Raw genomic sequence first — 12933 nt, forward strand, 5'->3', positions numbered from 1 at the left:
TGCTCGTTTCTCCTATTCATCATGCGCGGCATAACGCCGCTCCAGCTTTTGAAACATCCAGGTCAAAACCAGCGTCATCGCCAGATAAAACACCGCCGCCACCAAAAAAGGCATCGTCGAAAAATCACGCTGCACCAGGCTGCGCGCTGTGCGCAGCAGGTCGTTCATCGCCAGGACATAAATCAGCGACGTGTCCTTGACCAGCGTGATCGTCTCATTGCTGACCGGAGGCAGCACGCAGCGTATCACCTGCGGCAAGACAATGCGGCGCATCGTTTGGACATAATTCATGCCCAGCACCTTGGATGCTTCATATTGACCCCGGTCAATCGATTGAATGCCGGCACGGAAGATTTCAGCGAAATACGCCGCGTAGTTCAGGACAAATGCCAGCACGGCCGCCGGAAAATCGGGCAAGCGGATTCCGATAACCGGTATGAACGGCAAAGCAAAGTAAACAAACAACAATTGCAGCATCAACGGCGTTCCCCGCATCAGCCAAATATAGACGCCGACCGCTTCACGCAGGCTGCGATAGCGCGAAATTCGCGCCAACGCCAATAACAGGCCCAGCGGCAAGGAAAGTAATATTGTGACAAAGAACATTTCCAGCGTCACTACCGTACCTTCCAGCATCGGTCCGATTATATTCATTACATAGTCCATCTTTTTTCTCCATTCTGCCATTTCACCCGCTGTTACGCGCAGAAACGCCCATGGCAGCAACCACAGGCGAATCCGCGATCAGCTTATTTAACGATTTCAGCGCCGAACCATTCTTTGGAGATTTTTGCCGATGTTCCGTCCTTCTTCATCTCAGCAAGCGTCTTTTGCAGCTTCTCCAACAGCTCTTTATCATCTTTGCGTAAGCCCACACCATATTCTTCCGAACCAAAATTATCATTGAGCACGATGTACTCGCCCGGCTTCTTGGCGATGTAGTAACGTCCGACCACTTCATCAACCACAACGGCATCCAAACGTCCCACTTTCAGATCCATCAGCGCGGCCACATTGTCGCCGTATTTTTTCAGTTCCTTGAACGATTTCATGGTTTGCCCTTCGCCTTCAATCGCTTCGATGCTGCTGCTGCCATCCTGCGCACCAACAACCTTTCCGCTCAAATCCGCTTTGTTTTTAATGGTTGAGTTTGCATTCACCACGATGATCTGTCTGTTTTCCATGTAGGGACTGGTAAAAGAAATGTTTTCTTTGCGTTTTTCGGTAATCGTCAGGCCGTTCCAAAGCACATCGACCCGCTTGCCGTTAAGTTCCGCTTCTTTGCTGTTCCAATCGATCGGCTTGAATTCCAATTCCAGGCCCAATCGTTTGCCGGCTTCTTTAGCCATATCCACATCAAAGCCGACGATTTCATTTTTATCATTGCGAAACCCCATCGGCGGAAAATTATCATCCAAGCCGACCACAATTTTCTTCTTGGCCGTCGTTCCGCAACCGGCCACCAACAACATCGCCAGTAGCGTCACCATTACCAGACTCAGCATTTTTTTCATATCGTTATCCCCCGCTTTTGTAAAATCAACTGTCTCTATATTACTTTAACACACTAAAATAAGAAAGCATTAAAATGTATGCATAATTTAATTGACGCGCTTCGTTCGTTCATTTTCTGCTCCGTTCTTCGCCAATCTCATTTTTTTATTTTTCTTGCAGCAGTCATAAATCGAAAGGTATTTTTTACCATTTGGCGAATCTTTTTTATTAAGATCCAATTTAATGAAGAGGTGATAATTATGACGATCCAACGGATCCTGGTCGCGTATGACGGCTCTCCGCACAGTAAAAAAGCTCTGGATTGGGGCCTGAACATGGCGAAGCAGACAACAGCCTCCCTTCATTTGGTCATGGTCTTTGAGCGCAACATCTACCATACCGATCTGCCAACGCATCTTGACGATTTAGAGAAAACCTATATGGAACTGTTCCAGATGAAACTGGATTCTGCGCTTGAAGCTTGCCGCGACAGCGGCATCCCCGTCAGCGGCGAAGTCTGCAACGGACATATAACGGATTCGATCATCAAAAAAGCGTTGGCATGGCAAGCTGACATGATTGTTTGCGGCACGCGCGGTCACGGCGGTTTTGCCAATGTGCTGATTGGCAGCGTCGCTCACGCACTGGTCACATACTCCGACGTTCCTGTCGTAGTCATTAAATAGTTCGCCAAAGAGAGGGGCAGCCGCATTGCTGCCCCTCTCTTCTCTATCCCTGCGAAAAGACGGCATGATGGTTTTTGTTGTAATTACAATAAAAACCATCATGCCGTCTTTTCTTTAGCCTATTATCTCTTGTACGCGACCAATAATGCCGCTTTCCAGTCTTACCTTAATGCCGCGGTGATGCACCGGACTCTTGGTCAGCAGGTCTTTGACGATGCCTTCCGTCAGCGCACCCGTGCGCTGATCCTGTTTTTGCACCACTTTTACGCGTGTGCCCGGTTTGATGTTCTTTCGTTCGGTTCCATTCATCGTAGTTGCCTCTTTCTTTTTCTTCAGTATAGATGATTGACGGCAAAAAGCAATGCCTATCCCTTATCCATTTTCGCCTTGACGCGATGCGTCGCCTGCGCCAAAAGTGGATTTTCGGGCCAGTAATGTTTGGGATAACGTCCCTGCAGGTCTTTTTTCACTTCGAAATACGTATCGCGCCAAAAATTCGCCAGATCACGCGTCACTTGCACTGGCCGTCGCGCAGGCGACAGAAGATGCAAGAGCAGCGGTACGCGCCCATCGCAGATACGCGGCGTTTCACTGAGGCCGAACATTTCCTGCAAGCGCACGGCCAGCACCGGTTCCTCGGGATTCGCATAATCGATTGCCACGCGCTGACCGCTTGGCACCACGACATGTGTCGGCGCCGCTTTCTCGAGCGCATTGCGCTGTTGCCAGCTTAGACGGCTGCACAACACGTCAAGCCAATCCACCTTTTTCAATCCATCCCAGTTCGTGATCTCATAAAGATACGGTCCCAGCCATTCGGCAAGATTTTCCCGCAGTGCCCTATCGGAAGCATCCGGCCAGACATCGTCCTGGCAATGCAGAAACTGCAGGCGTTGGCGCAAAGAGTGCGCCTGGCTGCTCCAGGGCAGGCATTCGACGCCTTCGTGGAGAATGCCCGCCAGCATCGCCGCTTTGACCGCTGCTGCATCCGGCTCTGCCAGCGGCGTTTCCTGCAAAACCAGTTCGCCGAGCAGTTCGCGCTGCCAGCTTTGCACCGCTCTTGTCTCTTTCTTCCAAGCCACGCACCGTTCTGTGCGCAGCAAAGCTGCGCATTCACGGCGCAGCTCCTCCAACTTCAGCGGCGCCGCCAGATAGATGCGCGAATCGCTGCCCTGATCATCGAGTTCTGCCGCAACCAGATACGGTTCCTCTGCCAGTGCCTGAACGCCGCGCAAATAAGCGCCGCGTCCATTGCTGAGCAAAAAACGCCCATTGCCCCTGTTTTGCGCGATCCGATCCGGGTAGGCCAAGGCCAGCAAACTGCCGCAACAATCCGCCGTGACGTCCGCTTCTTTTTTTAGCCGCAAACGTCGCTGCCACACATGGCTCTCCGCACGGCTGCGCGCGAGCGAGCCTTCTTCACGCTGCCCGCCTAAAGAAGCGGCTACGCCTTGCAGCGCATCGAGACGCAGTCTAAGATCTGCGCCTTGCTCTACCGGCATCGCATCGCGATTGCTGAGCAGTGCCGCGAGATCGCAGGCCATACGGCCGAGTCCCCGTTCAGCCGCCGTCAAAATCATGTGCGACAGGCGCGGATGCAGACCGATTTCCGCCATCCGGCGGCCATGTTCGCTGAGCCGTCCTTCTGCATCAAACGCACCGAGCAGTCTAAGCAGGCGAACAGCCTGTTCATAAGACGCCTGCGGCGGCAAATCAAGCCAATCGAGTTCCTCCGGCTGTCGAATCCCCCAGACCGCCAGTTCCAGTGCCAAAGAGGCCAAATCCGTCGCCAAAATTTCCGGCTTGCTTTGCTCCGGCAAACCTTTTTCCTCGCGTTTCGTCCAAAGGCGATAGCATACGCCCGGCCCCTGCCGTCCCGCACGGCCACGCCGCTGATCGGCAGCCGCACGCGAAACCGGCAGCGTTTCCAAGCGAGACATTCCGGTACGCGGCGAGAAACGCGAGAGACGCATCAACCCGCTGTCAACGACGATACGCACCCCTTCTACGGTCAAACTGGTTTCTGCAATTGAGGTCGTCAACACGATTTTACGCCGTCCCGGCGGTGTTTGGCTCAACGCCTGTTCCTGCTGCTTTTGCGGCAAATTTCCGTGCAGCGGCAATACCGATAATGACTCCGGCAATCCAGCCTGCGCCAGCAGTTGCTGCACACGCCGAATTTCTCCTACGCCCGGCAAGAAGACCAAGACATCGCCTTCAGCTTCGCGCAGCGCCCGTTTGATGACGCCGACAAGCGCCGCTTCTTTGCGTCCGACAAGCTCTTTTTCAAGATAATACGTCTCAACCGGATAACTTCTCCCCTCCGAGACTAAAACGGGCGCCGCATCGAGCAATGCGGCGACCGGCTTGGCCTCAAGCGTCGCCGACATGACGAGGATGCGCAGTTCCGGGCGCAACAGCGTTTGCGTCTGGCGTGAAAGCGCCAGGCCCAGATCGGCATGCAGGTTCCGTTCATGGAACTCGTCAAAGATAAGCAGGCCTACGCCGCTAAGCGCCGGGTCGTTTTGCAGCATGCGCGTTAAGATGCCTTCGGTCACGACTTGAATGCGTGTGGCATCGCCCACCCGGCTGTCAAAACGGATACGGTAGCCGACTCGTCCTCCAACCTCTTCCTGCAGCGAGCGTGCCATAAAACGAGCCGCCGCTTTGGCCGCGAGGCGGCGCGGTTCCAGCATGATGATTGTCTGTCCGGCCAGCCAGGACTCATGCATCAGTTCTAAAGGCACGCGCGTCGTCTTTCCCGCGCCAGGCGGCGCAATCAAGACGGCGCAGGCGTGGCTTTGCAAAGCCGCTTTCAGTTGCGGCAAAACATCGGTAATCGGCAAATCGGCCATTTCAGCTCCCCTTCTTCTCTATCGATCCAGTAAGAATGTTTTCAGTACGGCGAAATATTCGCGCAGCGCATAATTCAAATAAAGCAGCGGCCGCGAGCGAACCGCTTCTCCGCTTGCCTCGATGCCGAGCCGCGCCGCAAGATATTGCGCCCGGAATTGATGATAATCGCTAGTGATGATGACCAGACTTCCGTCCCAATCCGCCCGCTCCTGCAAAAGGATTTTGCTGTAACGCAGATTTTCCCAAGTCGTCGTCGAACGGTTTTCCATGATGATCCGTTCGGCTGCAACGCCGCGTTCGATCAGATAGCGCCGCATCACTTCCGCTTCCGTATATTGCTTGCCGCGCCCCAAGCCACCGGATACGACTGTTGTCGCCTCCGGATGCGCGTGCAGGTATTGAACCGCTTTTTCCAGCCGTCCTCTCAGCGTCACGCTTGGCTGGTCGCCGAGTACCGCAGCGCCGAGCACGATTAAAAACGGCCCCTTCGCTTTTGCATCATCGCTTCCGGCTCGATAGATGAACCCCTCTACGATTAACAGCGACGCCAGAAAAAGAATCACGCCGCTGAAAACTACGCATTGCAAACGATAGAGCAAACGTAAATGCCTCGGATTCTGCTCTGCAAGCGGCGCAAAGAGGCGACTTGCACCGAGTAACGCCAATCCCAGGCAACCGGTCGCCACTGTGCCGAAGGTAATTCCATATAGCGCCAGCATCAGCAGCAGAGCCAGCAAGATCAGAAAGATTCCAGCGCCAGCAAAGATCTTTTTCGTTCTGTGACCTACACTTCTAATTCGGTATTTCATCTTTCATGTTCAGTATGTGGCAAGCGATTAAGCTCCAAATACACTGAACATACACTTCCCTTCGCTTATAAGATTGTTAATTTCAAAAAAGAAAAAGCTGCAGGACCCTACTGTCCTGCAGCTCCATTTTACTCTTTTTTCTTACGATGGACAACTCCGCCTGTGGCCTGGTGCGTCGGCGTAACGGTGACTTCACAGATTTGCACATGCGGCGGAACCATGGCCGTGTAAAGCACCACATCGGCAATATCTTCAGCCACCAACGGCTGAAGCCCTTCATAGACGCTATCCGCTTTCGCCTGATCGCCCTGGAAACGGATCACGCTGAAATTCGTCTCGACCATGCCCGGTTGAATGTTCGTGACCCGGATCGGCTGATCCACGACATCCATGCGCAGCCCGTCGCTGATGAACTTTACGGCGGCTTTTGTCGCGCAGTATACGCCCCCTCCGGCATAGGCATGAATCCCCGCAGTCGAACCGATATTGATAACCTGGCCATTCGTCTGATTTTCAATCATGATCGGCACGACTTTACGCGTCAGGTACAACAGGCCTTTGACGTTGGTATCGAGCATCACATCCCAGTCCTCGGCATCGCCTTCGTGCAACTTTTCCAGTCCCAAAGCAAGGCCGGCATTGTTGACTAAGATATCGATCTTTCGCCATTCCGCAGGCAGGTTGTCGACTAGCGCGCCGACCGCAACACGATCGCGCACATCGAGTTTATCGACCATGACCTTTACGCCATGCTCGCTGCGCAGCGCCGCCGCGATTTCATTCAGCTTGGTCAGATTGCGTGCGAGCAGGATCAGATTCGCTCCGGCTGCGGCGAAGCGCTCTGCGCAGGCCCGCCCGATCCCGCTGCTCGCGCCGCTGATCAAAACGATTTTATTCTTCAATGCTACCATAGAAGTGACCTCCTTCATTTGCAAAACTCAATTACGCTTGTTCCCTCTTTTCAATTCTCCGCGCAAAAGCCAAACCCTGCTGCGCTTTTTTTATTTCGCCGCGTCTCTTTCAGCTTCATTCAGCAAACAGAGTCCGCCATAAGTAAAGCGTCGCATACGCTTCCCAGCCCTGCCAGGAAAGCGCCCATTCACGCAGTTCTTTCTCGCTCGGTTTTTCGCTGCGCCCCAGAATCGTCTTCACGGCGTTCTGCACGCCGGCGTCGCCGACCGGAAATGCATCCGGCTGCAGCAGCGCTTTCATGAGCACATAATCCGCGGTCCATTGCCCAACGCCCTTAAACTGCATCAAACGTTTTGCCATAGCGCTTGTATCTGCTTCGTGCAGCAACGCTTCTTTGTTCAGCTCGCCCTGCGTGATCGCCTGCGCAATGCCGATCAGATATCCCGCCTTCGCGCGCGATAATTTAAGCGGCGTTAAATCATCCAGCGATAATTTGGCAATCAACGCCGGCAACGGAAAGAGCCAGTGCTTTTCTTCCTGCCAGAGAATAAAGCTGCCAAACGTCTCGACAAAGCGGTTTTTCAACGTATAGGCAAAGGAAATATTGACTTGCTGGCCGATGATGCTCCAACAAAGCGCCTCGAATAGGTCCGGCAACGCGAAAATTCGCAAGCCGCGATACTTTTTTACGCTTGCGCCGAGCAGAGGATCCTTCTCCGCAATCCGGTAAAACGGCGTTATATCGCGCTTCAGATCCAGCCAGTCGCTGACGAACGCCGCAAGCTGTCGTCGTTCCGTCTGCGTCGGTTCCCCGTTCAGACAGCGCACGACAAGCTCGCCCTGCCGCGCAGGCCGAACCGTAATCAGCCAGCTGAAATTGCCGAAATCGACAGCCCTCTCCAACTGTCCCTCCCTGTATCGGTACAGGCAGTCAGGCGGATAATGACGCAAAAAATCCATCTGTTGACGCCACTCGTAACTCGGCGCCGTTTTGATGCAAAACTCACGCTGCGCCGCATTCCAGCTTAACTCCTTCATTCGCCCTGCTCCAGACGCAGCAAATATTCTTTAAACGTTACGCCAAACTCTTTATAGCCGACCATCTTCCCATTTTTCCCGATGACGCGATGACAGGGAATCAGGATCGGCAACGGATTTTTATTATTGGCCATGCCGACAGCGCGGCAAGCCTTGGGTCGATCAAGTTGAGCGGCGATCTCGCTATAGGAGCGTACCTCTCCATAGGGAATGGCAGCGACCGCAGCCCAGACGCGGCAGAAAAAATCTGTGCCGTCTGCCTTCAGCGCAACAGAAAACTCCCTGCGTTGTCCTTGAAAATATTCCTTTAACTGCTCAATGACTTCGCGGCAGGCTTCTTTGTCATGCGGACAATTCTTCTCCGTCTGATAGACCTGCCACTCCCGCTCGCCCAAAAGAATTTTTTCCACCACACCTTCATTGACGATTGTATAAATACGCCCACCCGCTGATTCCAGAAAATCATATGCAATCATTTATTCCATCCCTTCTTCCGTCTCGCGGCATAATTGGCGATAAGCACGGGGCGAACAGGCCATTTGGCGTCGAAAAGCCGCATAAAATCCGGAAAGACTACGAAAGCCGACCGCAAAGGCGATTCGCGTATTGTCGAGCATGCTTTCCGCTAACAGCACCGTCGCCTGCGTAATCCTGACGCGGCGCAAATATTCCGCCGGCGTTTCTCCTTTTGCCTTCTTGAACAGACGCTGAAAATGAAACGCGCTGCTGCCGAGCCGCCCCGGCAATGTTTCCGCCAAGCCTTCCCGGTCAAATTCGAGGCTGATAATCCGGCAGGCCGCCTCGATCAGCTCCTCTTCCGGCGAGTAAACGCCGTTCACTTCCGGTCGGCAACGCTTGCAGGGCCGGTAACCGGCTTTTTCCGCTTCGACAGCACTGAGAAAATAAACCGCATTCTCCCTCTTCGGCAACTTGGAATGACAGGAAGGCCGGCAATATATTTTCGTCGTTGTCACGCCGTAATAAAATCGTCCGTCATAATGTTCGTCGCCTGCGACAACCGCCTGCCACATGACACCGCTCGAAAAATTTTCCATCTCCCGTCTCACTCCCCACAAGCTTCTATACCGCTATCCTATCACATTCTACGCGCAATTTCGTCCGAAAATTTGCGTTTCAATTTTTCGCTAAAAAGAGCAGCGCAGGACAGGTCAAAAACCTGTCTTGCACTGCTCTCTTTAGCGTAGGATTTTTTTCTTACCCTCTTCCGTCAGGTAAGATTTCCAGCCAGTAGCCGTCCGGATCGGCAATGAAATAAATCCCCATCGCCTTATTTTCATAGCAAATGCAGCCCATCTTTTTGTGCAGTGCATAAGCCGCGTCAAAATCATCTACCGTAAAAGCGATGTGAAATTCATTTTCGCCCAGATTATACGCTTCGCTTCGCGCATGCAAGTGCGTCAGTTCGAGTTTGTGCGGCGTTTGTCCATCGCCAAGAAAGACCAGCGTAAAATCCTCCTTTTCCATGCGGCGGACTTCCTTTAGTCCTAAGGCTTCCTGATAAAACACCAGGCTTTTTGCCAGATTCAAGACATTCAAGTTATTGTGCACAAATTTGAAATTCATTCTTGCGCCCCCTTTATTTTCCGTCATTTGTCTTCTGGATAAATAATATCATTAATTTTGTCAACGCTCAATTGACATTAACTATTTTTAGTTTTACAATTGTAGTTAATTTTGCATCTTTTTTACAAGGAGTTGTAAGCATGGAAATGAAAATCCGACCTGTTTGTCTGGCTGACGCTGCTGCCATTCACGAATTGCGGCACCAGCCAGGCGTATTGGAAACCGTACTCAGCATTCCCGGCGAGCGAATCACGGACACAGAAGCCTTTTTAGCCGGTTTGAGCGAGCACGACTATCTGCTTGTCGCGGTACTGCAAAACGGCGCGCAAGAAAAAGTCATCGGCCTATGCGGCCTGCAGCGCAACCGGCGAGCACGTCAACTGCACAGCGCCGTACTCGGCATCATGGTCGATGCCGAGCAGCAGGGAAAAGGCGTCGGACGTGCCTTGCTGCGCGAAATCCTGACTCTGGCCGACCAATGGCTGATGCTGTTGCGCGTAGAGCTAAACGTCTTTACCGACAACAAACGCGCCATCGCCTTATATGAATCGATGGGCTTTTCCATCGAAGGTACGCGCAAATATGCCGCGATCAAGAACGGGGCTTACGCCGATGAACATCTGATGGCCCGCTACTGCCTCTCTTAGACTGTAAAAGCACCCTGCGCCTCACGGCAAAGGGTGCTTTTCGTATGAAGTTCATCACCCCGCGTCCTGCAAACGCACAAGCCCCATCGAGGCAAATAGTCGTTCCACATCGAGCAGAATGATTAACCGCTCCCCATCCTTGCCAATGCCTAGGATGACGTCATTCAGCATTTCCACTTCACTCGTCACGCTTTCAATATTCGCCTCTTCCAACCAACGCACTTCGGAAACAGCATCCACGATCACCGCTAAATCCTTGCCGGATGCCTCCAGCAGCAACGCCCGGCGATTCTCACTCTGCTCGGCACAGGCCAGTCCCATTTTTTTTGCCAGATCCACAACGGTAATGATCTTGCCGCGCAGATTGACAATCCCTTCCACGTACTCCGGAACATTCGGAATTCGGGTCGCCCCCTGGTAACGAATGATCTCTCGAACCTGGGAAATGTCCACCGCATATTCTTCTTTGCCCAGACTGAATACAACCACTTGCTCTTGGCTCATCGCGGACAACTCCTTTCTAGAAGTTCCCCCTTCTGCCTGGTTGAGCCCGGTTCAGTCTCGAATTGTCCAATCCCTTTTGCTTTTCCCCGCTTCCATTATATCATATTTTACATTTTTTAACATTCATTATTGAACCTTCGTTTCAAACATAGCCTTGGTAATCCATTTCCAAAAAACGGAGCCGCATCGGTTACAGCAATACAAATTCCAACCCAAATGTACCGTTCCTTCCACTACATGAGCTCGTCCGCCGCATTCGTGTCTGATGATTGAAAACATTGCAACCAACTCCAAATATGGATTTTTTCCGATGCTGCAACGCAGGAAGTTACTTATTTCATAGTATTCTAAGCCGATTTCAATATTCCTTTAAAAATCGGCCAAGATCGTACTAAATTTAAAGGGACCGTCAGTAGCGACAGTCCCTTTACCCTGTTCCCGCTTATTTTTTCGCTGCGCGGATCATCGTTACGCCGGTATAGATAATGACGCAAACCACGACCCACTTCAAAACCAGCAACGGCAAACTCTTGACGATATAAGCCGCGACTAAGACTCCAAACGAACCGGCCAGCGCAATCCAAAGGCTTGCTTTGCGATCGTACGCCCCGGTCTGGATGAACTTGATGCTTGCAGCCGGCTGCAAGAACGCACAGGACGCCATCATGATCGGGAATGCGACCCGCGGGCTAAGCCCAAGCGCATAAACCAGCGCCATACAGGGCGCAAACAAACCGATGCCGATCGTCATCAACGCGCCCAAGAAGAAATTGCCCACGGCGCCGATGACCATGCTGCTGCCCGTCAGTGCGATCGCATCGCCGCCAACCGGCATCACGCCAAGTAAGCCCGCTAAGATGATCGCCGCAACCGTCAGCAAGGCAATGCCCATGTAGAGGCGCACCTTATCAACCGGCAGGCGGGCAACAAGCCCGGCGCCAATCACAGCGCCCAGCATAGCCGCAATGATCATCACGACGAGTGTGATGGGTTCCACTTCGATGATCGTGGTAAAAATAAGCGCTTCCAAAACAACCGGTATACAGCAACTGACGTTTAACGTTCCTGGAATAATTCGATCCGGCACTAACTTGAAAAATTTGAAGAAAGCAGTTAACTGCGCAAAACTTCCAATCCCTAGCGTGTCGAAAAAATTAGTGATGAAGCCGATTGCGCTCAAGGTCATCGGGCTGGCTGAAGAAAACTGGCTGCGATATTTGTAGAGATCACGAAAAAAGATAAAGGAAAAACCTCCGGTCATAGCCACTAGCAGTCCGATAATAATTGATAACACCTGCGTTCCCCTTTCTTTATACTAATGTACGTCGAATTATAGCATAATCCAGTAAATATTTGTATGTTTTTTCTACGCCATCCGTCATTTTATTTTCTTTTTTCTTGCAACTATGTAAATAAAAAGCACCGTCTGTCGCGCAAGCGGAAAACAGACGGCGCTTTCTTTACTTGTCCCTCTTAGCGTTGTAAGAGATAGGCGCAAACCGTGTTGCCGGTCTTCTCATCATAAATGAGCTGTAAGGTGCAAGCCTTATAGTTGAACTCAAGCATTCCGGGTTTCTCTTTCACTACCGGACCAAAGACTTTTTTGAAACTGTCAACGCCGTCGCCCAGACGCAAACCGTTGAAACTGATTTCCTTGCCGCTGATAAAGACTTGGTTCACTTTCGCATCGCTGAACCAAATCCGGATGCCTTCTTTGACAAAATCCAAACCGCCTTCATCCGCCGCAATCGGAGATTCGGCGATGCGCGCGACGGCCGCTTCACGTGCCAGCCCCAGCAATGCATAGTAACGCGACAAGTTATGGCGAACCGTCATTGCCTTGACCTGCGCCCGTTCTTCAGCACCGCGTTCGACCAGAACCCGCTGCTTTATGACGTATTCCTTGCTGAGCGGCAACGGCGCCTGACCTGCGGCGCTATTTTTATTTTGCGTCAGATAATCGACCCGGATCACGCCATTTTCCAGCGCAAGGCGCTGCGGCACAATGCTCTCGCCTAAGAGCAGCGCATTACTGCCGCTGCGGCTTCCATCCGCCTGGCTTAGCGTAGCCGCAAGATAATAATAGACCGCTTTGCTGCCGCTGCTTTCCTGTTTCAAAAGCAACGCCGCATCGAGCGTACCGTCGCCATTCAAGTCGCCGCTCACGGGCTGAGGCTCTTCGAGCGCCGTAGTCAGCAGCCAGGACACGCCATGCGCGACCATATCCATTTCCGCTTTACCGTCAAGCAACGTGATCGACTTGCCATAAAAATCATACGTCGCATTGCGCGCGGCAACGCTTGCCTCGTTTGGCGTCAACGTCGCCTCTTCCGCCCACGCAGGACTCGCTGTGCAGCTCAAACCGATCAGCGCTGCGATCACCGCTTTCTTCATCGCCTTCAT

General features: G+C 52.4%; 15 protein-coding genes. 2 read left to right on the forward strand and 13 right to left on the reverse strand.

The features are described from left to right. Positions 1-12 precede the first annotated feature (12 nt). Together QTL79_RS04905 and QTL79_RS04910 are read right to left on the reverse strand one after the other, a co-directional pair. Complete coding sequence (locus QTL79_RS04905; RefSeq protein WP_346353832.1) at positions 13-666, reverse strand: amino acid ABC transporter permease; 654 nt, start codon at positions 664-666, stop codon at positions 13-15. A gap of 83 nt (positions 667-749) precedes the next feature. Further along, complete coding sequence (locus QTL79_RS04910) at positions 750-1514, reverse strand: amino acid ABC transporter substrate-binding protein (RefSeq protein ID WP_346353833.1); 765 nt, start codon at positions 1512-1514, stop codon at positions 750-752. A 240-nt stretch (positions 1515-1754) separates the two neighbouring features. Between QTL79_RS04910 and QTL79_RS04915 the strand changes: the two genes are divergently transcribed. Next, positions 1755-2180: a universal stress protein gene (locus tag QTL79_RS04915; protein WP_346353834.1), complete on the forward strand. Its 426-nt coding sequence runs from the start codon at positions 1755-1757 to the stop codon at positions 2178-2180. Positions 2181-2294: 114 nt separating this feature from the next. On the opposite strand, the gene QTL79_RS04920 is transcribed toward QTL79_RS04915, so the two are convergent. From QTL79_RS04920 to QTL79_RS04955, 8 genes are all read right to left on the reverse strand, one after another. Then, on the reverse strand, positions 2295-2489 hold the full coding sequence (locus QTL79_RS04920; RefSeq protein WP_346353835.1) for a YwbE family protein: 195 nt from the start codon (positions 2487-2489) through the stop codon (positions 2295-2297). A gap of 56 nt (positions 2490-2545) precedes the next feature. Next, positions 2546-5035: an ATP-dependent helicase HrpB gene (gene hrpB, locus QTL79_RS04925; RefSeq protein WP_346353836.1), complete on the reverse strand. Its 2490-nt coding sequence runs from the start codon at positions 5033-5035 to the stop codon at positions 2546-2548. Positions 5036-5053: 18 nt separating this feature from the next. Continuing rightward, complete coding sequence (locus QTL79_RS04930; RefSeq protein WP_346353837.1) at positions 5054-5773, reverse strand: YdcF family protein; 720 nt, start codon at positions 5771-5773, stop codon at positions 5054-5056. A 200-nt stretch (positions 5774-5973) separates the two neighbouring features. Continuing rightward, positions 5974-6756, reverse strand: coding sequence for an SDR family NAD(P)-dependent oxidoreductase (locus QTL79_RS04935; RefSeq protein WP_346353838.1), 783 nt, complete (start codon positions 6754-6756; stop codon positions 5974-5976). Positions 6757-6871: 115 nt separating this feature from the next. Beyond that, positions 6872-7795, reverse strand: coding sequence for a DNA-3-methyladenine glycosylase 2 (locus QTL79_RS04940; protein WP_346353839.1), 924 nt, complete (start codon positions 7793-7795; stop codon positions 6872-6874). Continuing rightward, the gene (locus tag QTL79_RS04945) at positions 7792-8271 is read right to left on the reverse strand and encodes a methylated-DNA--[protein]-cysteine S-methyltransferase (protein WP_346353840.1); all 480 of its coding nucleotides are present in this window, start codon (positions 8269-8271) and stop codon (positions 7792-7794) included. The genes QTL79_RS04940 and QTL79_RS04945 overlap by 4 nt, the downstream gene beginning before the upstream one ends. Beyond that, positions 8272-8850 (reverse strand): bifunctional transcriptional activator/DNA repair enzyme AdaA, encoded by a 579-nt coding sequence (locus QTL79_RS04950; RefSeq protein ID WP_346353841.1) that lies wholly within the window; start codon positions 8848-8850, stop codon positions 8272-8274. It abuts the gene before it with no gap. Between the two features lie 160 nt (positions 8851-9010). Beyond that, the gene (locus tag QTL79_RS04955; protein WP_346353842.1) at positions 9011-9379 is read right to left on the reverse strand and encodes a VOC family protein; all 369 of its coding nucleotides are present in this window, start codon (positions 9377-9379) and stop codon (positions 9011-9013) included. 140 nt (positions 9380-9519) lie between these two features. On the opposite strand from QTL79_RS04955, the gene QTL79_RS04960 reads away from it, so the two are divergent. After that, positions 9520-10026 carry a GNAT family N-acetyltransferase gene (locus QTL79_RS04960; protein WP_346353843.1) on the forward strand — a complete coding sequence of 169 codons (507 nt, stop codon included), beginning with the start codon at positions 9520-9522 and terminating at the stop codon, positions 10024-10026. Between the two features lie 54 nt (positions 10027-10080). Here QTL79_RS04960 and QTL79_RS04965 read toward each other — a convergent pair whose 3' ends face one another. From QTL79_RS04965 to QTL79_RS04975, 3 genes are all read right to left on the reverse strand, one after another. Next, complete coding sequence (locus QTL79_RS04965) at positions 10081-10530, reverse strand: chemotaxis protein CheW (protein ID WP_346353844.1); 450 nt, start codon at positions 10528-10530, stop codon at positions 10081-10083. 442 nt (positions 10531-10972) lie between these two features. Next, entirely contained in the window at positions 10973-11824 is an 852-nt protein-coding gene (locus tag QTL79_RS04970; protein WP_346353845.1) for a TSUP family transporter, read from the reverse strand. Between the two features lie 179 nt (positions 11825-12003). Further along, positions 12004-12933 (reverse strand): hypothetical protein, encoded by a 930-nt coding sequence (locus tag QTL79_RS04975; protein ID WP_346353846.1) that lies wholly within the window; start codon positions 12931-12933, stop codon positions 12004-12006.

Source organism: Azotosporobacter soli (assembly GCF_030542965.1).
Taxonomy (GTDB): Bacteria; Bacillota; Negativicutes; order SG130; family SG130; genus Azotosporobacter; species Azotosporobacter soli.